At 75.0% G+C, this 21058-nt stretch carries 19 protein-coding genes and 3 tRNA genes; 7 read left to right on the forward strand and 15 right to left on the reverse strand.

All coding sequences use genetic code 11. The features are described 5' to 3' along the window. Positions 1-46: 46 nt before the first annotated feature. Positions 47-1237, forward strand: coding sequence for an MFS transporter (locus ACFVX9_RS05215; protein WP_387980433.1), 1191 nt, complete (start codon positions 47-49; stop codon positions 1235-1237). Here the strand turns inward: ACFVX9_RS05215 and ACFVX9_RS05220 are convergent. The 4 genes from ACFVX9_RS05220 to ACFVX9_RS05235 form a co-directional block, all read right to left on the reverse strand. Beyond that, complete coding sequence (locus ACFVX9_RS05220; protein WP_380372920.1) at positions 1234-1869, reverse strand: DJ-1/PfpI family protein; 636 nt, start codon at positions 1867-1869, stop codon at positions 1234-1236. The genes ACFVX9_RS05215 and ACFVX9_RS05220 overlap by 4 nt on opposite strands. Beyond that, complete coding sequence (locus ACFVX9_RS05225; RefSeq protein ID WP_380372923.1) at positions 1869-2840, reverse strand: GlxA family transcriptional regulator; 972 nt, start codon at positions 2838-2840, stop codon at positions 1869-1871. Before ACFVX9_RS05225 ends, ACFVX9_RS05220 begins: the two co-directional genes overlap by 1 nt. Positions 2841-2980: 140 nt before the next feature. Continuing rightward, positions 2981-3054, reverse strand: a tRNA-Lys gene (locus tag ACFVX9_RS05230). A gap of 73 nt (positions 3055-3127) precedes the next feature. Continuing rightward, positions 3128-4036: an NADP-dependent oxidoreductase gene (locus ACFVX9_RS05235; protein ID WP_380485640.1), complete on the reverse strand. Its 909-nt coding sequence runs from the start codon at positions 4034-4036 to the stop codon at positions 3128-3130. Positions 4037-4241: 205 nt separating this feature from the next. Between ACFVX9_RS05235 and ACFVX9_RS05240 the strand changes: the two genes are divergently transcribed. Together ACFVX9_RS05240 and pgi are read left to right on the forward strand one after the other, a co-directional pair. Then, positions 4242-5825: a Na+/H+ antiporter gene (locus tag ACFVX9_RS05240; RefSeq protein ID WP_167745871.1), complete on the forward strand. Its 1584-nt coding sequence runs from the start codon at positions 4242-4244 to the stop codon at positions 5823-5825. Positions 5826-6000: 175 nt separating this feature from the next. Then, complete coding sequence (gene pgi / locus ACFVX9_RS05245; protein WP_350882566.1) at positions 6001-7662, forward strand: glucose-6-phosphate isomerase; 1662 nt, start codon at positions 6001-6003, stop codon at positions 7660-7662. Positions 7663-7806: 144 nt separating this feature from the next. Here the strand turns inward: pgi and ACFVX9_RS05250 are convergent. The 3 genes from ACFVX9_RS05250 to ACFVX9_RS05260 form a co-directional block, all read right to left on the reverse strand. Further along, a tRNA-Lys gene (locus tag ACFVX9_RS05250) sits at positions 7807-7880 on the reverse strand. A 68-nt stretch (positions 7881-7948) separates the two neighbouring features. Next, the gene (locus ACFVX9_RS05255; protein ID WP_063349288.1) at positions 7949-8506 is read right to left on the reverse strand and encodes a bifunctional DNA primase/polymerase; all 558 of its coding nucleotides are present in this window, start codon (positions 8504-8506) and stop codon (positions 7949-7951) included. Between the two features lie 170 nt (positions 8507-8676). Further along, positions 8677-9051 (reverse strand): hypothetical protein, encoded by a 375-nt coding sequence (locus ACFVX9_RS05260; RefSeq protein ID WP_063349289.1) that lies wholly within the window; start codon positions 9049-9051, stop codon positions 8677-8679. Positions 9052-9301: 250 nt separating this feature from the next. Between ACFVX9_RS05260 and ACFVX9_RS05265 the strand changes: the two genes are divergently transcribed. Next, positions 9302-9646: a hypothetical protein gene (locus ACFVX9_RS05265; RefSeq protein ID WP_387980437.1), complete on the forward strand. Its 345-nt coding sequence runs from the start codon at positions 9302-9304 to the stop codon at positions 9644-9646. A 30-nt stretch (positions 9647-9676) separates the two neighbouring features. Here the strand turns inward: ACFVX9_RS05265 and ACFVX9_RS05270 are convergent, their stop codons facing one another. From ACFVX9_RS05270 to ACFVX9_RS05280, 3 genes are read right to left on the reverse strand one after another with little or no spacing between them, the layout of a single operon-like run. Then, positions 9677-11041, reverse strand: coding sequence for an AAA family ATPase (locus ACFVX9_RS05270; RefSeq protein WP_387980439.1), 1365 nt, complete (start codon positions 11039-11041; stop codon positions 9677-9679). Beyond that, a complete protein-coding gene (locus ACFVX9_RS05275) occupies positions 11038-12663 on the reverse strand; it encodes a hypothetical protein (RefSeq protein WP_380485645.1) in 1626 nt (541 codons plus the stop codon). Before ACFVX9_RS05275 ends, ACFVX9_RS05270 begins: the two co-directional genes overlap by 4 nt. Positions 12664-12718: 55 nt before the next feature. Further along, positions 12719-13972 carry a hypothetical protein gene (locus ACFVX9_RS05280; protein ID WP_380485647.1) on the reverse strand — a complete coding sequence of 418 codons (1254 nt, stop codon included), beginning with the start codon at positions 13970-13972 and terminating at the stop codon, positions 12719-12721. A gap of 287 nt (positions 13973-14259) precedes the next feature. Here ACFVX9_RS05280 and ACFVX9_RS05285 point away from each other — a divergent pair, with 287 nt between their 5' ends. Next, complete coding sequence (locus ACFVX9_RS05285) at positions 14260-14916, forward strand: histidine phosphatase family protein (RefSeq protein WP_063349294.1); 657 nt, start codon at positions 14260-14262, stop codon at positions 14914-14916. Positions 14917-14937: 21 nt separating this feature from the next. Here ACFVX9_RS05285 and ACFVX9_RS05290 read toward each other — a convergent pair whose 3' ends face one another. Next, positions 14938-16527 (reverse strand): tetratricopeptide repeat protein, encoded by a 1590-nt coding sequence (locus ACFVX9_RS05290; RefSeq protein ID WP_380485652.1) that lies wholly within the window; start codon positions 16525-16527, stop codon positions 14938-14940. 438 nt (positions 16528-16965) lie between these two features. On the opposite strand from ACFVX9_RS05290, the gene ACFVX9_RS05295 reads away from it, so the two are divergent. After that, positions 16966-17490, forward strand: coding sequence for a hypothetical protein (locus ACFVX9_RS05295; RefSeq protein WP_208869100.1), 525 nt, complete (start codon positions 16966-16968; stop codon positions 17488-17490). Between the two features lie 136 nt (positions 17491-17626). Next, positions 17627-18553, forward strand: coding sequence for a spermidine synthase (locus ACFVX9_RS05300; protein ID WP_387980442.1), 927 nt, complete (start codon positions 17627-17629; stop codon positions 18551-18553). Between the two features lie 75 nt (positions 18554-18628). Here ACFVX9_RS05300 and ACFVX9_RS05305 read toward each other — a convergent pair whose 3' ends face one another. The 4 genes from ACFVX9_RS05305 to orn all read right to left on the reverse strand — a co-directional run bounded on the left by ACFVX9_RS05305 (position 18629) and on the right by orn (position 21014). After that, on the reverse strand, positions 18629-19540 hold the full coding sequence (locus ACFVX9_RS05305; protein WP_387980444.1) for a hypothetical protein: 912 nt from the start codon (positions 19538-19540) through the stop codon (positions 18629-18631). 109 nt (positions 19541-19649) lie between these two features. Beyond that, positions 19650-20096, reverse strand: a complete 447-nt coding sequence (locus tag ACFVX9_RS05310) for a DUF4442 domain-containing protein (RefSeq protein ID WP_063349298.1) — start codon at positions 20094-20096, stop codon at positions 19650-19652. A gap of 133 nt (positions 20097-20229) precedes the next feature. Next, a tRNA-His gene (locus tag ACFVX9_RS05315) sits at positions 20230-20305 on the reverse strand. Between the two features lie 127 nt (positions 20306-20432). Further along, positions 20433-21014 carry an oligoribonuclease gene (gene orn / locus ACFVX9_RS05320; RefSeq protein WP_387980458.1) on the reverse strand — a complete coding sequence of 194 codons (582 nt, stop codon included), beginning with the start codon at positions 21012-21014 and terminating at the stop codon, positions 20433-20435. Between the last annotated feature and the right edge of the window lie 44 nt (positions 21015-21058).

A 21058-nucleotide genomic window follows, 5' to 3' on the forward strand; every position in this document is an offset into this window, starting at 1 on the left:
ACCGTGCTTGAACCTGACATCAGTGTGAGGATCGAGCATGGTTCCCATGGCGACCACACAGCTCCCGACTCCCGCAATCCGCAACGGTTTCCCGCTGCCCGCCCTGCTCGCCCTGGCCACCGCCGTCTTCGTCACCGCGCTCACCGAGACCCTGCCCGCCGGCGTGCTGCCCGGGATGAGCGGGGCCCTCGGCGTCGGCGAGTCGGCCGCCGGGCAGACCGTCACCGTCTACGCGCTCGGGACCGCCGCCACCGCGATCCCGCTCACCGCGGCCACCGCCGGCTGGGGCCGCAAGCGGCTGCTGCTCACCGCGATGGCCGGCTTCGCCGCCGCCAACACCGTCACCGCGGCCTCCACGAACTACCCGCTCACCCTGGCCGCCCGCTTCCTCGCGGGCGTCGCGGCCGGCCTCGCCTGGGCGCTGCTGGCCGGGTACGCGCGCCGGCTGGTGCCGGTCGAGCAGCAGGGCCGGGCCATGGCCGTGGCGATGGCGGGCGTGCCGGTGGCGCTGTCGCTGGGAGTGCCGGTCGGCACCTTCCTCGGCCAGGCGCTCGCCTGGTGGGTGCCCTTCCTGGCCATGACGGCACTGGCGCTCGGCGTGATCGGCTGGATCGCGGCCCTGCTGCCGGACCAGCCCGGACAACCCGCCGGTGAGCGCGCCCCGGTGCGGAGCGCGCTCACCGTGCCCGGGGTGGCGCCGGTGCTCACCGTGACGGTGCTCTTCGTGCTCGCCCACACCATCCTGTTCACCTACATCGCGCCCTTCCTCGACCGGACCGGCCTCGGCGACGCGACCGACACCGTGCTGCTGGTCTTCGGCCTGGCCTCGCTGGCGAGCATCTGGTTCACCGGTGCCCACATCCACCGCCGGCTACGGCAGTTGACGATCGGCGGCGCGCTGCTGGTCGCCCTGACCGCGGGCCTGCTCGGCCTCTGGTCGCACAGCACGCCGCTGGTGTACACCGCCGCCGCGCTCTGGGGCCTGGGCTGGGGCGGCGTCCCGACCCTGCTGCAGACCGCCGTCGGCGACGCGGGCGGCGAGCGGGCGGACGCCGCCCAGGCGGTGCTGGTCACCCTGTGGAACGCCGCGATGGCGGGCGGCGGCGTGGTCGGCGGCCTGGTGCTGGGCCGCCTGGGCACCGACGCCCTGCCCTGGACGGTGCTCGCCCTGATGCTGCCCGTCCTGGCAGTGGTCACCGGCGCCCGCCAACACGGCTTCCCGACTGACCGCGGTTAGCGCAACTGCAGCCCGTTGGCCAGCAGCTCGGCGACCAGCTCGGGCCGGGCCGTCGCGACCGAGCCCGCCGAGTACGGCGGCTGCGGGTCGTACTCGATGACCAGCTGGATCGCCTCCGCGGTCGCGTCCCCGGCCATCAGGCCGGTCAGCGTCAGCGCGAGGTCGATCCCGGCCGAGACCCCGGCCGCGGTCGCGTACTTGCCGTCGACCACGACCCGCTCCGTCCCGGTCGGCTCCGCCCCGAACTTCTTCAGCGCGTCGAGGCAGCACCAGTGCGAGGTGGCCCGGCGCCCCGCCAGCAGCCCGGCGGCGCCCAGCAGCAGGGAGCCCGAGCAGACCGAGGTGGTCCAGGTGGTGGTGGCGTCCACCGCGCGAATCCACTCCAGCACGGCCTGGTCGGCCAGCCGGGCCTCCGTCCCGGGCCCGCCCGGGACGAGCAGCACGTCGGCCGCGTCCACCTCGTCCAGGGAGGCCTCCGCGGTCAGCGACAGGGTCTTCATGTCGGTGCGGACCGGGCCGCGCTTCGCGGCGGTGAACACCACCTCGGCGCCGGGGATGCGGGACAGCACCTCGCAGGGGCCGACGGCGTCCAGGGCGGTGAACTCGTCGTAGAGCAGAACGGCGATGCGCATCAGTGTCCTCCAACAGGATCGGGTCGGAAGCGGCGTCGGTACTCGGCGGGCGGGGCGGCCAGGGACCGGACGAAGGCGCGCCGCATCGCCTCCGGGGTGCCGTAGCCGCAGGAGCGCGCGATCTCCTCGATGCCGTCGGCGGTGTCCTCCAGCAGCCGCCGGGCGGCCTCCAGCCGGACCCCGTCCACGTACCGGCCCGGGGTCACCCCCACCTCGGTGGCGAAGGCCCGGGCGAAGTGCCGCGGTGACAGCGCCGACCGGCGGGCCAGCGCCTCGACGGACAGGTCGGCCTCCGGGTGCTCGGCGATCCACCGCTGCACCTCGCGCAGCGGCTGCCGGGCCGCCACCTGGGCGGCCAGCTGGGTGCTGAACTGGGCCTGGTTGCCCGGCCGGCGCAGGAAGACCACCAGGTGGCGGGCGATCAGCAGGGCGGCGTCGCGTCCCAGGTCCTCCTCGACCAGGGCCAGCGCCAGGTCGATCCCGGCGGTGACCCCGGCCGAGGTGGCGACGTTCCCGTCCCGGACGTGGATCGGGTCCGGGTCCACCTCGACGTCCGGGAACCGCCGGGCCAGCGCCTCGCAGTACGCCCAGTGCGTGGTCGCCCGGCGCCCGGCCAGCAGCCCGGCCTCGGCGAGCAGGAAGGCTCCGGTGCACACCGACACCACCCGCTCGGCCCGGCCGGCCAGCTCCCGGATCCGGGCGACCAGCGCGCCGTCCGGGAGATCGCTGCCCAGCCCGCCGGGGACCAGCAGGGTGTGCACCGGCCCGACCTCGGCCAGGTCCGTGTCCGGCAGCAGCCGCAGCCCGCTGTGGCTGCGCACCGGCCCGCCGCCCGGGGAGGCGGTGGTCACCCGGTACGCCCCCGGCTGCCCGGCGGCCGCGCCCGCCCCCGTGAAGACCTCCACGGGACCGGTCACGTCGAGGCTCTGCACGCCCTCGTAGAGGACGACGACCACGCTGCGCGCTCTCATGCGACCAGCCTGTCACCGGGCCGCAGTGGCAGCAATGACCCGTTTCCCACCTTTCCTGCCACCGTCGGCGGGGACGCCGGCGGGGAGCGCGGAAACGCCGGAAGGCCCCTCGCTCTCGCGAAGGGCCTTCCGGCTGTCTGTGCGCCGCCAGGGACTCGAACCCCGGACCCGCTGATTAAGAGTCAGCTGCTCTAACCAACTGAGCTAGCGGCGCCTGCTGACGCGGAGAACATTACCTGGTCAGCAGCCGAAACACACAATCGGCCCGGGCGGCTGGGTGCGCAGCGTCACGGCACCAGGACCACCTTGCCCCGGACGTGCCCGGCGCCGACCAGTCGGTGGGCCTCGGCGGCCCGCTCCAGCGGCAGCGCCTCGGCGACCTCCAGCCGCAGCCCGCCCGCCTCCCACAGCCGCACCAGCTCGGTCAGCCGCGCGGCCGTGCGCGGCCCCCGCAGCCCCCGTACGCCCAGCCGCTCGGCCTCCGGGTAGTCGACCACGGTGCCGATCCGGCTCCGGTCGGCGACCAGCTCGACGGAGGCCGCCAGCGCGCCCCGCCCGGCGGCGTCGAAGGCGGCGTCCACGCCCTGCGGCGCCACCGCCCGGACCCGCTCGACCAGCCCCTCGCCGTACGCGACCGGGATCGCGCCCAGGTCGCGCAGGTAGTCGTGGTTGCGCTCGCTCGCGGTGCCGATCACGGTGGCGCCCCGGGCCCGGGCGAGCTGGACGGCGACGGTGCCGACCCCGCCGGAGGCGCCGTGCACCAGGACGGTGTCGCCTGGGCCGACCGCGAGCAGGGTGAGCGCCAGGTGCGCGGTCTGGCCGGAGGCGGAGAGCGAGCCGGCCTGCTCCCAGGGCATGCCGGCGGGCTTGGCCACCAGCTGGGCGGCGTCCACCGTGACGAGCCCGGCCTGGCTGTCCAGGAAGCGGAAGCCCAGCACCTCGTCGCCGACCTGCCAGTCGGAGCCGTCCGGTCCGAGCCGGTCCACCACTCCGGCGAACTCGTTGCCGAGGACGAACGGCGGCTCGACGACGGCCCCCGGCGGGCGGAAGCCCTCCCGGATCGCGAGGTCGACAGGCTGCACCCCGGCGGCGAAGACCCGCACCCGCACCTCGCCCGGCCCGGGTTCCGGGTCGGGCACCTCGGTGACCCGTAGGACCTCCGGACCGCCGGACCCTGTGACGGTGACCGCCTTCATGTCTGCTCCCGCCCTCTCGAATGTTCGACATTCGACTGCTTGACTGTTCGACCGCCCCCGATCCTCGGACCTGAAGTCCGCTTGAGGTCAAGCCACTGTTCGGCCCGCTGTTCGGCCCGCTGTTCGGCGCGTCTTCGCCGATGGGCGCATTGTCAGATTTATCCTGGGCGGCGCTCAGCCGTCCGTTGTCGAGAGGAACGTTTCCGTGGGCCAGCTGCCCCTGTTCTTCCTGGTGCTGCTCGCCTCCGTGGTGACCATGCCGCTCGCACGCAAGACCGGAGTCCCGCAACCGGTCCTGATGACCCTGCTCGGCATCGTCATGGCGCTCGTCCCGCAGATCCCGGACGTCACCATCGAACCCGAGCTGATCCTCCCGCTGGTGCTGCCGCCGCTGATCTTCGCGGTCGCCCGGCGCTCCTCGGTGCGCTACTTCAAGGCCAACGTCCGCTCGATCCTGCTGCTGGCCGTCGCCCTGGTGGTGGTCACCACGGCCGCGGTGGCCGGGGCGGTGCACTGGCTGCTGCCCGCCCTGCCGGTCGCCGCCGCGATCGCGGTCGGCGCGCTGGTCTCCCCGCCCGACCCGGTGGCCGCCGTCGCGGTGGCCGGCAGCGTCGGCCTGCCCCGGCGCCTGGTGTCGATCCTGGAGAGCGAGGGCCTGTTCAACGACGTCACCGCGATCGTCGTCTACTCGCTGGCCATCGAGGCCGTGGTCAGCGGCGACTTCTCGGTCGGCCACGCGGTGCTGCGCTTCATCCTGTCCGCGGTGCTCGCCGTGGTCGTCGGCATCGCCCTCGGCTGGGTCAACACCAAACTCGCCGAGCGCCTGGACGACCCGACCCAGCAGGTCGCGCTCAACCTGCTGGTGCCCTTCGCCGCCTACGCCATCGCCGAGGAGATCCACGGCTCCGGCGTGCTCGCCGTCGTGGTCTGCGCGCTCTACCTCGCCGAGCGGGCCTCCGACGCCGACGCCGTCTCCTTCCGGCTGGTCGGCAACGCCTTCTGGGAGGTCGTCGAGATCCTGATCACCGGCGTCGCCTTCGGCCTGATCGGCCTGGAGCTGGCCACCGTGCTCAAGGAGGCCGGCCGCGGCTGGACCGGTTTCATCGGCGACGCCGCCGTGGTCATCGGCGTGGTCGTGGTGGTCCGGCTGCTCTGGCTGCTGCCGGCCGGCTGGCTGTCGAAGAAGCTGCGCAGCGGCGACGACGAGGACACCCCGTTCAGCTGGAAGGAGAGCGTGATCCTCTGGTGGTCCGGCATGCGCGGCGTGGCCACCGTCGCCCTGGCCCTCGCCATCCCGCTCACCCTGCACTCCGGCGAGGAGTTCCCCGAGCGTGGCCGCCTGGTCTTCATCGCCTTCAGCGTGGTGCTGTTCACCCTGCTGGTGCAGGGCCTCACCCTGCCCTGGCTGGCCAAGCGGTTCGAACTGGACATCGACCAGGACAAGCACGAGCAGGCCGTGCGCCAGCTCTGGTGGCGGGCCGCCAAGGCCGGGCTCAGGCGGCTCGGCGAACTGGAGGAGCAGGACCGGCTGCCCGCCGAGGTCGCCGACCGCCTGCGGGACCGTCAGCACGACCGGCTGGCCCGGCTCTGCCCGGAGAACTACGCCGAGGAGGAGGCCGCCGAGGCCAAGCTGCGGCTCAGCCAGTGGCGGGCCGCCCGGGAGGTCGAACAGGAGATGATCGCCGCCTCACGGCGCGAGATGCTCGCCGCCCGCAGCGAACTCGGCGCCGACCCGGAGCTGGTCGACCAGGTGCTGCGGGGGCTGGACCTGCGCTCGGAACGCAAGTGACGGCCTGTCCGGCCCCGCCGGGCGGAATGTGCGCGACCGGCTCCGCGGTTGCATAGGCTGAGCCCGGGCAGGCCGTCAACGGAGTCGGCGCACCACCAGTACCCGCACGACCTCGCGAGACCCTCACCGCCTGGCCCTGCCGGTTTCCGCACCCAGATGAATCGAGGAACCACCGATGTCGGAGACCCGTGCCGACGCCCGCACCCCGCTCGACCGCACCCCGCAGTGGGCCGCCCTCGGCAAGCACCGGGCCGCGCTGGGCGAGACGCACCTGCGCGAGCTGTTCGCCGCCGACCCGGAGCGCGGCCGCCGCTACACCCTCCAGGTCGGCGACCTGCACGTGGACTACGCCAAGCACCTGGTCACCGACGAGACGCTGGAGCTGCTGCGCGAACTCGCCGCGGCCACCGGCGTCGCCGAGCTGCGGGACGCGATGTTCCGCGGCGAGAAGATCAACAACACCGAGCACCGCGCCGTCCTGCACACCGCGCTGCGCGCCCCGCGCGGTGCCGTGATCGAGGTCGACGGCGAGAACGTGGTGCCCGCCGTGCACGCCGTCCTCGACAAGATGGCCGGCTTCGCCGAGCGGGTCCGCGGCGGCGAGTGGCGCGGCCACACCGGCAAGCCGATCCGCACCGTCGTCAACATCGGCATCGGCGGCTCCGACCTCGGCCCCGCGATGGCCTACGAGGTGCTCCGCTCGTTCGCCAAGCGCGACCTCGACGTCCGCTTCGTCTCCAACGTGGACGGCGCCGACCTGCACGAGGCGGTCCGCGACCTCGACCCGGCCGAGACGCTGTTCATCGTCGCCTCGAAGACCTTCACCACCATCGAGACCATCACCAACGCGGTCTCGGCCCGCGACTGGCTGCTCACCGGGCTGGGCGCCGGCACCGAGGCGGTGGCCAAGCACTTCGTCGCGCTGTCCACCAACGCCGAGGGCGTGCGGGACTTCGGCATCGACACCGACAACATGTTCGAGTTCTGGGACTGGGTCGGCGGCCGCTACTCCTACGACTCGGCGATCGGCCTCTCGCTGATGATCGCCATCGGCCCGGACGCCTTCCGCGAGATGCTGGACGGCTTCCACCTGGTCGACGAGCACTTCCGCACCGCGCCGCCGGAGCAGAACGTCCCGCTGCTGCTCGGCCTGCTCGGCGTCTGGTACGGCGCGTTCTTCGACGCCCAGGCGCACGCCGTGCTGCCCTACTCGCACTACCTGTCGAAGTTCACCGCCTACCTCCAGCAGCTGGACATGGAGTCCAACGGCAAGTCGGTGACCCGCGACGGCTCGCCGGTGACCTGGCAGACCGGCCCGGTCGTCTGGGGCACCCCCGGCACCAACGGCCAGCACGCCTACTACCAGCTGCTGCACCAGGGCACCAAGCTGATCCCGGCCGACTTCATCGGCTTCGCCAAGCCGGTCGCCGACCTGCTCCCGGGCCTGGTCGCCCAGCACGACCTGCTGCTGGCCAACTTCTTCGCCCAGACCCAGGCGCTGGCCTTCGGCAAGACCCCGGAGGAGGTGGCGGCCGAGGGCGTCCCCGCCGAACTCGTCCCGCACAAGACCTTCCAGGGCAACCACCCGACCAGCACCATCCTGGCCGCCGAGCTGACCCCCTCGGTGCTCGGCCAGCTGGTCGCGCTCTACGAGCACAAGGTCTTCGTCCAGGGCGCGATCTGGAACATCGACTCCTTCGACCAGTGGGGCGTCGAGCTGGGCAAGGTGCTCGCCAAGCGGATCGAGCCGGTGCTGCTGACCGGCGAGGGCGCGGAACAGCTGGACAGCTCCACCGCCGAGCTGGTCGCCCGCTACCGCGCGCTGCGCGGCCGCTGAGCCCCGGTCGGGCCGTCCGCTCCGGCGGGCGGCCCGGTCCTGCTTCCTTGTTCGCCGGCTCGCGGTTCGCGGTTCGCGGTTCGCGGTTCGCGCGGGAAACGCCGAGAGGCCCCTCGCTTTCGCAAGGGGCCTCTCGGCTGTCTGTGCGCCGCCAGGGACTCGAACCCCGGACCCGCTGATTAAGAGTCAGCTGCTCTAACCAACTGAGCTAGCGGCGCCTGCTGACAGAGAAGACTTTAGCAGCGCCCGGGGTCCGCGCCAAAATCGAATACCGGCCGTCCGCCGTTCACCCTCCGGTCACGGCCGCCGCGCCGGCCGGCACCGCCGCGGCCGGCTCCCGGGCCGCACGCACGCACGCCCACAGCACCACCGAGGCGCCCGGCAGCCACGGCTCCCGGTCCTCCGGGGCGACGATCCACCGGCCGGAGCCCAGCCCGGGGGAGTCCGGGCCGTTCACCATCCGCTGCACCGGCGGCACGGTCACCGCGTCGCCCTTGCCGTGGCACAGCAGGGGCGGCACGTCCCGGGCCCACTCCTCCCAGGCCAGCAGCCGGCGCAGCCGGGGCCCCGCACCGGGCTGGACGAACAGCAGCGTCCGCCCCCGGTAGGAGGCGACCGGCCCGCAGCCGGGCCCGGAGGCCCACAGCTCGTCCAGCACCCGGCGGCCGAACAGCGACGGCATGCTGATCACGTCGAAGGCGCGCCCGCAGGGCAGCACCGAGGGCGCCCACGGCCGGGCCTCCCAGAGGGCGCGCATGCTGCGCGGGTACTCGCTGGCGGAGGCGAGCCAGGCCTCGCCGGCCACGGTGACGTACTCCACCGACTGATACGTCCAGATGTCCACGGACAGCAGCCTGTGCCGTCCGGGGGCAGGACGGGAGGGAAAGCACGGTTTGCCGGACAGGACAACGGGGAACGGCGTACCCTTCCCCGCTCGCGCATATGCCAGCGGCGGATGCCGGGGCGCCGGAGCAGCGGGTGCCTGGCGCTCCGGCGCCTTGTGCCCGGCGGCGCTCAGTCCTCGTGGCGGCGGGGCTGGAGCAGCCCGCGGCCGTACTCGATCATCTTGGCCGCGTAGTCGGGGGTCCAGTCCGCCCGCTGCGCGATCTCGGCGTCGGACAGCGCGTCGAAGCGGCGCGGGTCCGCCAGCTGCGCGGCGGCGACCGCCTGGAAGTCGGTGGCCCGCTCGGCGGCCGTCCGGAAGGCCAGGGCCAGCTCGGTGGAGCGGCGCAGCAGCTCCGTGGGGTCGTCGATCGACTCCAGATCGAAGAATCGTTCCGGCTCCGGCTCGGCGGACTGCGGCTCGAACAGCAGCTGCACCGGACGCAGACGCCGCGCGGGGTCGGCCTGACCGCCGTGGTCGGACGCCTTCGTGTGGGAGTCGGGCATGGACGGACACCTCCGGGTCTCGGTGGGGGTGGGCGGCGGCTGCTCCGGGCCGCGCCGCACGGCCGTGGCCGCCGTCCATTGTCGCGCGGCGGCGGCCGGTAACGGAACGGTGCGCGTGCGGGCGCTATTCCCCCGTACGCGCCGGGGTCGCGCTACTCCTTCGGGTGGTCGGGCGCGTGCGGCGGCGTCGGGGCGTCGGGGCCGTCGTTGTCCCGGGTGTCCCAGCGATCCACCACCCCAGGGAGAACCCATGCCCGTACGCAAGGGCCTCGCGGCCGGACTCCTGCTGATCACCCCGGCCCTCGGACCGGCCGCAGCACCTGCGGCCGGGGCCGCCGAGACGACCACCGTGGTGACCGGGCCGTGGAGCGGCCCGGGCGGCTGGTCGACGGCGACCTGCCCCGAAGGCTCCCACCTCACCGGGGGCGGCTACGCCTTCCGGCCCGCCGGCTCCGGGGACGCCGTCCTGGTCAACGCGCCGAACCCCGACGACCCGAGCACCTGGGCGGTGCGGGCCGGGCACGGGACCGTCCAGGCCTACGCCGCCTGCGAGACCGAGACCGAGACCGAGACCGAGATCGAGACCAAGGCCTGATCCGCCCGCCCGGCCGCTCAGCCCAGCCGCTCAGCCCAGCCGCACCCGGTGGCCGCTCAGGTGGTGCAGCACCTGGTGGTTGGCCTCCCAGCCGTCCGGAAAGGCGACCGGGACGCCCAGCTGGACCGGCTCGGTGGACGGGTGCTCGTCCAGCAGCTCGCCGATCCCGGCCCGGGCCACCACGATGCAGGCGTGCCGGTGCCGGGAGGCGAGCACGCACAGCCGGCCGGTCTCCAGGTGGAAGGCCGTCGCGTCGGGCCGTCCGGAGAGCGGGTGCAGCACCACCGTGACGTCGTACTCGCGGCCCTGCAACCGGTTGGCGGTGTCCACCGTGACGGCCGGGCCGGCCGCCTGGTCCACCGGGACGCCCACCTTGAGCAGGGCCGCGCGGACGGCCGCGGCCTGGTCCCGGTGGGCGGTGCCGACCGCGATCCGGTCCGCGGTGAGCGGGGCCTCGCCCTGCTCGGAGCGGGCCGTCAGCCCGCGCTCCAGCAACCGCCGGACGACGGCCGCGACGGCCGCCACCGCCTGCGGATCGGTCCGCACGGTGTGCCGGGCGGGCAGCTCCAGCAGCGCCCAGCCGTGCTCGGCGGCCCGGTCGATCGCGGCGTCCAGCGCGCCGCCGTCCGGCCGGACGGCGGCGGTCAGCCGGCGGTCGTCCGGGCCGGTGCCGGAGCGGAACGGCGTGTACGGGTAGAACGCCCGCGAGATCAGCGGCGCCGCGCTGGCCGGCAGCCGCCAGGAGACCGGCAGCCGGTGCGGCTCGATCTGCGGGTTGTGCGCCAGCATGGTGACCACGGCGCTGCTCGACGGGTCGTACGACAGGCCCGCCCACTGCTCGGTGCCGACCACGGTGAACGGGTCCAGCTGGCCCGGATCGCCGACGAACAGCGCCCGTTCGAACAGCCGGGCCACCGCGAGCAGGGCGTCCGAACGCATCTGGTACGCCTCGTCGACGATCGCGTGCCGCCACGGCGCCTCGGCCCGCACCCACTGCCACTTCGCCGAGGTGGAGACCACCACGTCGTGCTCGACCAGCTCGGCGACCTTGTCGGAGGGCGTGACGTTGGCGTGCTTCAGCACCTCCGGGCCGGGCCGGGCGTCGGCGGCGTGCAGCCGGCCGATCGTCAGGTCCGGCGCCTTCTCGGCGAGTCGGCCGACCAGGTCGTCCACCTGGCCGTTGGTCTGGGCGACGATCATCAGCCGCTCGCCGGCCTCGACCAGCTCCCGGGCCGCCCGCACCACCAGCGTCGACTTCCCGGCGCCGGGCGGGGAATCGACCACCACGCCGCGCGGGGCGCCGGCCGCCGGGTGGACGGTCGCGGCCAGGATCCGGTCCACGGCGGCGTCGGCGGCCGCGCCCGGTGCCTGCTCGGCGCTCAACTCGGCCATCATTCCCACTCCTCGGAGACGGACGGGGCGGGTACGGGGGCGGTGCCGGGCGGGCCGCCGTGCGTCCACGGGGTGTCGTCCGGCTCGGGCAGCGGCGCGGACTGGCGGACCGTCAGCTCGAACAGGGTGAAGGTGACCGGATCGCCGGGCTCGGGCAGACTGCCCGGCTCGGGCTCCTTCCTGCGCCCCATGCCGGACAGCAGACGCAGGGTGATGGTGCCCCCGGCCGGGTCGACCGCCGCGATCTCCGCCTTCTGCGGGGACCGGCCGCCGCCGGCCTCCGGCTGGGGGGACCCCCACACCCGGTGCGCCTCCCGCCCGAGATCCGCGTGCGGGCGGTCGGCGGTGCGCAGGGTGATCAGCGGGCGCGGCTTGGGGGAACGGCCGGTGGTGTCGTAGTCCGGCACCACCTCGGTCACCACTCCGCTGAACGCCTCGCCGGACAGCCGGTGTTCGGCCATCGCCAGCGGATCGTCCAGCGCCTCCTGGACGTCCAGCCGGGTCTGCTCGCGCTCGCGCTGGGCGAGCTTGCGGGCGGCCGTGACGGCGTCGTCCTGCCGCGGCTGCGGCGGCTCGCCGGCCGCCAGCCGGTCCCGGTGGCCGGTGTAGGACCAGCGGTCGCCGGTCCAGCGCTCCGCCAGGTGCCCGGCGGGCGGCAGCCCGCGCAACAGGTCCAGACCGCGCCAGACGTCCCGCCAGGTGGGCAGCAGCACGGCCGCCAGCACCTCGCGCAACTGCTCGACCGCCGCCCGGACGGCCGCCCGGGCGCGCTCGGCGGCGGCCTCGTCGCGCTGCTCGGCGCTGTGCTGAAGGGCGGCCGTGGCGGTGTCGTAGCGGGCGATCGCCGGGGCGAGCACGAACTCGTCGAAGCGCGGATCGGTGGCCGGGCCGGCCGGCGGGTGCAGCAACTGCCCCCGGTCGTCCCGGGCGGACTCGGCGCGCTCGGCCGCCTCGGCACCGGTCAGGCCGCCCGGCGGGGCGTGCCAGGCCAGGTGGGCGGCCAGGTGCTGGTCCTCCAGGTGGCTCTGGCCGGTGGCCCAGTGCCGGGCCAGCAGGCCGGTCATCGGCAGCAGCAGGCTGGTGCCGGGCACCTGGGCGCGGTCGGTGAGGTGGGTCAGCCAGCGGCCGAGCAGCGGCACCCGCACCGGCGCGGGGTACGGCCCCGGCTCGTCGTCCTCGACCGTGCGGCGGAACCTGGTGGAGCGGCCGAGCAGGGCCAGGTGCCGCACGCCCGCGCCGTTCGGCACGATCAGCTGCGGCGCGTCGGCGCACAGCTCGCGGAACACCTGGGTCTTCTCGCCGGTCTCCGGGTCCTTCTCGGAGCCCTCGATCTGCTCCACGTCCTCGGCGAAGGACTCCAGGTACGGCAGCAGGTCGGCGGCCAGCTCGGCCAGGAAGTCGAACCGCAGGGTGCGGTTGAGCGGCTGCGGCACCAGGTGCAGCCGGGGCGCGTCCCGGTCGGTGCCCAGCAGCACCGCCAGCGGCGCGCCGGCCTCACCGGCGGCCGTCAGCGGCACGACCACCATCGGGCGGTCGGACAGGTGCCGGTGCCGGACGGTGGCCAGCGGCTCGGCCCGCCCGCTGCGGACGGCCTCCAGCCGGGCGAGGGTGGTCAGCAGGCTCATGCGCGCGCCCCCGCTTCGGGCCCGCCGCGTTCGCGCACGGCCGTGCTGCGCCCGCTCATGCGTGACCCGCCGTCGGGGCCTTGCCCAGCGCCTCGGCGCGCAGCGCGGCCGCGTAGGCCAGCCGTTCGGCGGCCTCGTCCACGTCCACGTCTGCGTCCGCGTCGGCGTCGGCGTCGGCGGTGTCAGTGTCCAGGCTGATGCCGGCTTCGGCGGCGGCCAGGGCCCGCGTCACCGTCCGGATGCTGCCCAGTTCGCCGCGCACGCCCCGGCCGAGCTGCTCGACCCGGTCGCCGCAGCGGGCCTGGGCGCGGCAGTGGAAGCCGAGCTCGCAGGTGGAGAGGCAGTCCGGGCCGTACGCGGCGGGCACCGCCTCGACCGAGGCGGTCAGCTCCTCGGCGGAGCGGGCCGGCACGCCCTCCTCGTCGGCCGCCAGGTCGAAGTCGGTGCCCGCCGGCAGCTCCGCCAGCAGCCGGTCGATGCCGGTCATCCGGCTCAGCTGGCGGCGGGTGGTGGCCAGCTCGCGGCGGACGTCGACGGCGACGGCCGTCGGCCGGTTGCCGAAGTCCTTCGGGCAGACCAGCAGCACGCTCGACCGGGGGCTGCCGGGCAGCCGCTGCTCGGTGTACGGGTCGTCGGTGAGCGGGTGGCCGGCCAGGGCGGCGGCGGTCCGCTGGAGCGCCAGCACGTACACGGCGGCCTGGCGGGCGGCGGCGCCGACCTTGGCCGGGTCCGCGCCGCCGTCCAGCACCGGGAAGGACTTGATCTCGACCACCGTGCACCGGCCGCCGTGCACCACGACCGCGTCCGGCTCCAGGTAGGCGGTGCCGCCGGCCACGTCCAGGCGCAGCATCGGGTGGTCCAGCAGCGTCCAGGCGTCCGGGTCGGCGGCGGCCCGGGCCAGCGCCTCGACCGTCCGGTCGGCCCGGACGGCGGGCCCGGAGCGGTGCAGCAGATCCGGCACCTGCAAGGGGGTGCCGCCGTCCGCCGGGACGCCGAGGTGGCCGCGCAGCGGCTCCAGCAGCGCGGCGTAGTCGTCCGCCTTCAGCCGGGACTCGAAGATCACGCCGCGGGCGATCGCGAACGGGGACTGCCCGAAGGGCGCGGGGCGGCCGAGCCGGGCGGCCAGCGTCGACTTGTCCACCCCCGCAGCGTCGAGCACGGCGCGGCGGTGGCAGCCCGGATTGGCGGCGAGCGCGGCGAGGGAACGGGCGTTCAGGCTGCGCTGCGGCGCGGGACCGCGCAGTTCGGCGAGCCGCTGGGCGAGCGGCTCAGCGTGCCCGGTGGACGGGACGTTCGTCGAGACGTTCATGGTGCGGCCCAGTGTCGCACCCGGGTCCGACAATGCGGTGCGGACCGGCCTGTTCCGGCCTGAACCGCGCGTGCGTGCCGGATGGGGGACACCTCGCGCCCCGGTCGGCCCGGGTGTCGAGACCGTTCCGGACCGGAGCCGCCTCCGGACCGTTTCGATCCGGAGCCGCCTCCGGACCGTTTCGGACCGGCCCGCGATCGTGCCCGCCGTCCGGGTGAGGGATCATGGAACCCGGTGCTCAAGGGTGAGACCGACCGTTGCCACCACCCCGCTGCGAGGAGCCTGTCATGCCCGCCCGAATCGTGCTGGTCCGCCACGGCGAGACCGAATGGTCGGCCACCGGCCGCCACACCGGCCGCACCGACATCCCGCTGACCGAGGAGGGCCGGGCGATGGCCCGGGCGCTCGGCGCCCGCCTCGCCAAGGCCCCCTGGAACGGGATGCCGGACGCGCTCGTCTACACCAGCCCGCTCGGCCGCGCCAAGGAGACCTGCGCCCTGGCCGGCTTCGGCGACCGGGCGGTGGAGCGCCCGGAGCTCCTGGAGTGGGACTACGGCCAGTACGAGGGCCGCACCGGCGCGGACATCCGTGCCACCGACCACCCCGGCTGGCTGATCTGGCGCGACGGCGTGCCCGGTGGCGAGAAGCTCTCCGAGGTGGCCGCCCGGGTGGACGCCTTCCTCGCCGGCCTCAACGAGGAGCACGGCGTCCCCGAGCCGGACACCACCGTCATGCACTGCGCGGACCGGGACGTCGTCCTGTTCGCGCACGGCCACCTGCTGCGCATCCTGACCGCGCGCTGGCTGGGCCTGCCGCCCGAGTTCGCCCAGCGCTTCAAGCTCGGCACCGCCGCGCTCTGCGTGCTCTCCTGGGAGTACGGCGCGCCGGCCGTGGAGGTCTGGAACGACCTCTCCCACCTGGAGGGCCTGGCCGCCGGTCACTGACGGACCGTCAGGAGCCGCGCCTCAGGCGGCCGCCGCCTGGTCGTACCCGGTCAGGAAGTGGCGGACCTCGGTCACGGCGGCGTGCGGGCGCAACCGTTCGGCGGTGTCCGCCAGCATGCTCCGGATCCGGGCCGAGCGGACTTCGCCGAACAGCGCCACGGCGGCCGATCCGTGGTGCGCCGCACCCGCCAAGTCGCCCCGGCCGAGCCGGTCGTGGGCCAGCTCGGCGGTGTACAGCACCCGGTTGCGGACGAAGTGCGGCTTCTGCAGGGCTATGGCCAGCGCGGCCTGTTCGCTGGCGCGGTCCCAGTCGCCGAGTGCGGACCAGCACTGCGACTGCAGGCCGGCGATCTCCGCCTCGCCGAAGAAGGACATCCACTCCGGATCCCCCTCGGCGCGGCCGCGGTCGAACAGCGTGTACGCCCGGGCGAGCGCGCGTTCGCAGGCGGCGCGGTCCTGCAGCAGCGCCCAGCCGCCGGCCTCCCGCATGGCCAGCAGCGCGAGCAGCCGGGCGGAGTCCAGCTGGCGGGCGGCGACCTGCCCGGCCTGGGCGGCGCGCAGCGCCTCGCGGGGGCGGCCGGCGTCCCGGGCGAGGAAGGCGCTGTTGCAGAACACGTGCGCCTCCAGTGCGGCGTCGCCGGCCATGCGGGCGGTGGCGAGCGCCTCGGCGTAGAGCGAGCGGGCGTCCGCCAGCCGGTTCGAGTCGTGCGCCAACCAGCCCACCGAGATGGCGAGTTCGCCGGCCCCGGCCTGGAGTCGGCGTTCGGTCTCCGCGCTGTACTCGCCCTCGTTGAGCAGCAGGTAGGCGGTGCGCAGCGACTGCCCGGCGCGTTCGAACAGGGTGTCGCCGCCGTGCGCGTCGTCGGCCAGCCGGATCTCCCGGACGGCCTGCTCGACGCCGAGCACCTCGGCGGCGCCGACCTTGCGGGGTGGCGGTACCGGCCCGGGGCGGCCGGGCACGAAGGCGCCGGGGCCGGGCTCGAACAGCACCGGCGCGGCGGGGTCGGCGGCGGCACCGCCGGTGGCCGCGGCGGCGGCCACGGTCGGCCGGTCGATGCCGATCACGGTGGCCAGCGCGGTCGGGCCGCCGGCCAGGAACGTACGGCGACGCACGTCGTCGTTCTCCTCGTCGAGATAGGGCGATCCATCAGGCCCCCGGGGTGCCGCGACGGCCCTCGGCCACGGGGGCCTGTTCGGAGCGGCTGGATCCGCGTACGGCGAGGCAGCGTACGGGAGTTGAGTGGAGAGTGGTGAGCGCGGGGCGGGCGGGGGTGGGAACGGTGGGTGGAGCGGGGGGGCTTGGGCCCTCCCGCCGGCGCCGTCCGCCGGGCGGCGGCGGACGGCGGTCCGGGGGGAGAAGCCGAGTTCGGTGAGCGTGCGGTCCGGCCACATGTGCCGGAAGACCCGCTCGTAGGCGTAGTTGGGGCAGCGGATCTCGCCGGATTCGACCCGTCCGACGTAGCGGGCGTCGCAGGACACGTGCTCCCCGATCTCCCGGGCCGCCCGGCGCACGGCCATGGCGAACTCGCCGGGTGAGCGGTTGCCGCGCAGTGCGCGCATCACGGCGTTGGGTGACGGGCGGTTCGGCTCGGCCGGTGGGGTGGCTGCCATGGTGCGCTCCGTGGTCGTGCGGAGGGTGGTGGTGCGGGCGCGCGGCCGGCGGCGCCGGAGGTGCGCGGGTGTCGGGTGCGGGGGCGAAGTGCGGGTACGGTCCGGGTGTCGGCACGGTGGTGCGCGACGGTGCGGGAACGGCCCGGTGTGGCCGGTGGGGTCGTCGTGACCCGCCACCGACAGTACCGGGCGTGACCGGTCGACCACAGCCGGTTTATGGGAGATGTGCCCCCAATTCGGTATAAAGCGGGCGTGGTTGCGGGTTATCCGCCATGAAATGCCATGCCTTGCTGTAAGGCGCCCCGTGGCCTGTGAGGTGTCCGCCGCGTTGTCCTGATACGTGGAAGCCCAGGCCGTCGCCCCGGCCTGCCGTCCGTCCCCGCGGCCCCCACCTCCCGGGCGGCGGCGCTTTTGACCCGACGAGGTACAGGAGGGCCCATGATGGCCACCGGACTGTCGCAGTACCGACCGGCCGCCGGCGGCGTGCTCGCCGGCGCCGCCCCCGCCCTGCTCCCCGACCCGGCCGACGACCGGATCCCCGGCCGGGGCCCGGTCGAAGGCGGACGCGCCCCCCGCGGCGGCCGGCACCCCGGCCACCGCCTCGGCCCCGGACCGGACCAGGACACCCTCGTCACCAGCTGCGACACCGTGACGGTCGCCCTGCGGCACGGCTTGGAGGCGGTGGACATCCTGCGGCTGCGCAGGGCCTGCGGGGCCGTCCTGCAGAGCCGCAACGGCAGCACCGTCACCTTCCTCGTCCCCGTCGGCACCAGCGAGACCTGGCACCTGCCAGGCAGTTCCTGTACCGCCGGCGCCCTGCTGCCGACCGCCACCGACCCGCGGTGGGTGATGCCCCCCTCCGGCGCCGCCTGCGCCGCCCGCCCCACCGACGCCTGGGTGCTCCGCTCCGCCCTCTGCGAGGCCGCCTGCACGCTCACCGCAGGCGGCCTCGGCCCGTTCTAGCGGGCGTGCCGTGCGGATCCCGCCGGGCCCGCGAGCCTGGCCCGCCCCTCCGGCCGGATCCACCTGGCATGCCCCCGGACCTCCCGGACCTCCCTGACCAGCGAGGCCGCCCCGCCCGGCGGCGATAATGGCGGTCATGGGACGAAGCAGCAGAGCAGCCCGGGGCGAGGGCCGCGGCACCGAGCGCGACACCGGGCCGGACGTCACCGGCCCCGGCGGCCGCACCCACGCCCAGGGCCCGCTCACCCGCCCGGTCGGCTCCGGCCTCGCCGAACTGCGCCCCGACCGGGACCGCCCCGCGGCCTGGTCGCTGCTGATCGACGGCGCCCCGCAGTCCATGGTCGACCTCACCGACCCCACCCACCTCGGTTTCGAGTACCAGCGCCGGCTCGGCCACCTGATCGACCTGGTCGCCCCGTCCGGCCGCCCGCTCACCGTGCTGCACCTCGGCGGCGGCGCCCTCACCCTGGCCCGTTACGTCGCGGCCACCCGGCCCCGCTCCCGCCAGCAGGTCGCCGAGATCGACACCGCGCTCACCGAACTCGTCCGCACCGAGCTGCCGTTGGAGCGCGGCTGGCAGATCAAGGTGCGCGGTGCCGACGCCCGCAGCGTGCTCGAACGCACCCCCGAGGGCAGCGTCGACCTGGTCATCACCGACGTCTTCTCCGGCGCCCGCACCCCGGCCCACTGCACCACCGTCGAGTTCACCGCCCTCGCCGCCCGCGCCCTCGCCCCCGGCGGCTGGTACGCGGCCAACATCGCCGACGGCTCGGCGCTGCCCTTCGCCCGCTCCCAGATCGCCACCCTCGGCGCGGTCTTCCCCGAACTGTGCCTGGTCGCCGACCCCGCCGTCCTGCGCGGCAAGCGCTTCGGCAACCTCGTCCTCGCCGGCGCCCACGCACCCCTCCCGATCGCCGACCTCACCCGCCGCGTCGCCTCCGACGCCGCCCTCGGCCGGGTCGAACACGGCTCCGCCCTCACCGCGTTCGCCGCCGGGGCCGTCCCCGCCACGGACGCCACCGCCGCCCCCTCCCCGGCCCCGCCCCCGGGCGTCTTCCGCTGACCACCCCGAGGGGTTGCCCCCGGGCGTGAACGTCCGCGGCCGGCGCTGGAACCGTCGCCAGGAGCGTGAGTCCGGTCAGTGCCCGCGCGGCAGGCCGCGGTGCTTGCACATGGCCGCGCCGGTCAGCAGCAGCCCGGCGGCGATCGGCGCGAGGACGGCGGTCGCGGTGGCGGAACCGTCGCCCACGGCCGTCACCGTGGCGGTGTCGGCGAGCGCGAGGGTTTCGGACGGCTGGGCGGGTGCGCCGGGCCCGACCGGCAGGGCGGTGGTGGCGCCCGTCCGGTCACGGCTCGTGGCGGGTCCGGCCGCGCTCCGCCCGTCCGGGGCGGTGGCCTCCTGGACCGGGGGCGCGCCGGCCGCCCCGGACGGGCGGGCGGTGGCGGCCGGCGCGGCGGAGCGGACTCCGGTGGCGCCGGGCCGTGCGGTGGCGGGCAGTTCGGCGGGCCCGCCCTCCCGGGAGGCGCGGGTCTCGGCGGGGCGGCCCTGGGTGGGGACGGTGTCGGGCAGGCCGGAGGCGATCGCGAAGGCGTCGGGGACGGCGGCCCGTTGCCCGGGCAGGGGGAGTCCGCCGGCCCGGATCCGGTCCTGGAAGACGCTGCCGACCGTGCCGGTGGCGCCGTCGATCCCGGCGTCGGGGACGGCGCCGGCCAGTTCCCCGACGAGCCCGGGGGAGGGGCGCTCGGCCTCCTCGGCCGCCGGGCGCCCGGGGTCGTCGGACCGCTCGGTCGACGGACCGTCGTACGCGGGCCGCCCGGCCTGGACGAGCCGGCCGGGCGCGGGCCCGCCGGCCAGGGTGCGGCGGACGGCGGGTCGGGTCTGGTCCGGCAGCGGGTCGGCGCAGGCGGCCTGCGCGCCGAAGCCCCCGAGTTGGGCGAGGAGGGCGCCGCCGGCGGCGAGGACGCGGGGCAGCCACCGGCCGATCGCGCGCCGTGCGCCGACGCCGCGGGGGGCGGGTTCCTGGGGCTTGGTCGCGTGATTGGCTCGCATGTGAGTTGAGAACGAGCGGACGGGTCGTGAGGTCACGCCCGCCGTCACGGACAGTCATCGCACGGGTGGCCCCGGGCCGGGTTGCCCGGGGCCACCGGCCGTGGCGCGGTCAGGAGTTGGGGCGCAGGGTCCAGGTGACGGTCATCACGCCGGTGACGGCGCCGTCGGCGCGGGTGATCTCGACGGTGACCGGGAACTCCGGGCGGCCGCCGGCGTCCAGCTCGGCGACGACCTCGGCGGCGGGGCGGCCGAGGACGGCGGTGGCGGTGACCTCGCCCATGGCGAGCTTCTTGTAGGCGATCTCGGCGTTCACCGCGAGCGGCACGGCCCGGGAGAGCTGGTCGCCGAAGGCGGCGAGCACGATGCAGCCGCTGGCGGACTCGGCGAGGGTGAACATCGCGCCGGCGTGCGGTCCGCCGACGTGGTTGTGGTACGCGGGCTGGTCGGGCAGCCGCAGCACGGCGCGGTCCGGGGTGGTCTCCAGGTACTCCAGCTTGAGGGTGTGCGCCATCGGCACGGTGGAGTCGAGCAGCTGGCCGATCGAAGGTGTGGTCATGGCAGGAATGTTACTAGCCGGTAGCTTCTGGCGGCAGGCCTGCGCCGGGAAAACCCGAACCGCGGTGGAGAGTTGAGGGAACGCGAAAACGCCTGAGGGGCCGATCTCTCGAAGAGATCGGCCCCTCAGGCTCTGGGGTGAGTGACGGGACTTGAACCCGCGGCCACCTGGACCACAACCAGGTGCTCTACCAACTGAGCTACACCCACCATCTGTCCGGCCCGTTCCCGCTTCCGCGTTCCCGTTCCGACAGGAAGAACTCTACAGGATCCGAGAGGGTGCTCGCGCCAGGCTTTCGTCCGGGCGAACGCGGGCACCTCCCCGGGGCTCCTCGGGTCAGCCCTCCGGGGCCTGGTACTTCTCGGCGATGGCGCGCGCGGTGTCGGTGTCCGGTCCGGGCTGCGGGACGAACACCGCCTCGCGGTAGTACCGCAGTTCGTCGATGCTCTCGCGGATGTCGGCCAGCGCCCGGTGGTTGCCGCCCTTCTGCGGGCTGTTGTAGTACGCCTTCGGGTACCAGCGGCGGGCCAGCTCCTTGATCGAGGAGACGTCCACGATCCGGTAGTGCAGGTGCTTCTCCAGGGCCGGCATGTCCCGGGCGAGGAAGCCGCGGTCGGTGGCCACCGAGTTCCCGCACAGCGGCGTCCGGCCGGCCTCCGGCACGTGCTCGCGGATGTACGCGAGCACCCGCGCCTCCGCCTCGGCCAGCGTCACACCCTGCTCCAGCTCCTCCAGCAGGCCGGAGGAGGTGTGCATCGCGCGCACCACCTCGGGCATGCCCGCCAGCGCCTCCGCCGGCGGGCGGATGATGACGTCCACACCCTCGCCGAGGATGTTGAGCTCGGAGTCCGTCACCAGTGCCGCGACCTCGACCAGGGCGTCCCTGTTTAAGTCGAGGGCGGTCCTTTCCCCGTCGATCCCCCCCCAACAGTTCTTCCCCCCACCCCTCTCTTCTGCCCACC

This window comes from Kitasatospora sp. NPDC058243, from assembly GCF_042882025.1.
Taxonomy (GTDB): Bacteria; Actinomycetota; Actinomycetes; order Streptomycetales; family Streptomycetaceae; genus Kitasatospora.

Excerpts from the sequence above, each read along its gene's own strand:
- ACFVX9_RS05310 (WP_063349298.1), bottom strand. The coding sequence starts at position 20,096 with ATGACCACACCTTCGATCGGCCAGCTGCTCGACTCCACCGTGCCGATG.
- ACFVX9_RS05270 (WP_387980439.1), bottom strand. The coding sequence starts at position 11,041 with ATGATGGCCGAGTTGAGCGCCGAGCAGGCACCGGGCGCGGCCGCCGAC.
- ACFVX9_RS05300 (WP_387980442.1), top strand. The coding sequence starts at position 17,627 with ATGGGACGAAGCAGCAGAGCAGCCCGGGGCGAGGGCCGCGGCACCGAG.
- pgi (WP_350882566.1), top strand. The coding sequence starts at position 6,001 with ATGTCGGAGACCCGTGCCGACGCCCGCACCCCGCTCGACCGCACCCCG.
- ACFVX9_RS05235 (WP_380485640.1), bottom strand. The coding sequence starts at position 4,036 with ATGAAGGCGGTCACCGTCACAGGGTCCGGCGGTCCGGAGGTCCTACGG.
- ACFVX9_RS05220 (WP_380372920.1), bottom strand. The coding sequence starts at position 1,869 with ATGCGCATCGCCGTTCTGCTCTACGACGAGTTCACCGCCCTGGACGCC.
- ACFVX9_RS05225 (WP_380372923.1), bottom strand. The coding sequence starts at position 2,840 with ATGAGAGCGCGCAGCGTGGTCGTCGTCCTCTACGAGGGCGTGCAGAGC.
- ACFVX9_RS05285 (WP_063349294.1), top strand. The coding sequence starts at position 14,260 with ATGCCCGCCCGAATCGTGCTGGTCCGCCACGGCGAGACCGAATGGTCG.
- ACFVX9_RS05305 (WP_387980444.1), bottom strand. The coding sequence starts at position 19,540 with ATGCGAGCCAATCACGCGACCAAGCCCCAGGAACCCGCCCCCCGCGGC.
- ACFVX9_RS05265 (WP_387980437.1), top strand. The coding sequence starts at position 9,302 with ATGCCCGTACGCAAGGGCCTCGCGGCCGGACTCCTGCTGATCACCCCG.
- ACFVX9_RS05280 (WP_380485647.1), bottom strand. The coding sequence starts at position 13,972 with ATGAACGTCTCGACGAACGTCCCGTCCACCGGGCACGCTGAGCCGCTC.
- ACFVX9_RS05290 (WP_380485652.1), bottom strand. The coding sequence starts at position 16,527 with ATGGCAGCCACCCCACCGGCCGAGCCGAACCGCCCGTCACCCAACGCC.
- ACFVX9_RS05260 (WP_063349289.1), bottom strand. The coding sequence starts at position 9,051 with ATGCCCGACTCCCACACGAAGGCGTCCGACCACGGCGGTCAGGCCGAC.
- ACFVX9_RS05215 (WP_387980433.1), top strand. The coding sequence starts at position 47 with ATGGCGACCACACAGCTCCCGACTCCCGCAATCCGCAACGGTTTCCCG.
- ACFVX9_RS05295 (WP_208869100.1), top strand. The coding sequence starts at position 16,966 with ATGATGGCCACCGGACTGTCGCAGTACCGACCGGCCGCCGGCGGCGTG.
- ACFVX9_RS05275 (WP_380485645.1), bottom strand. The coding sequence starts at position 12,663 with ATGAGCCTGCTGACCACCCTCGCCCGGCTGGAGGCCGTCCGCAGCGGG.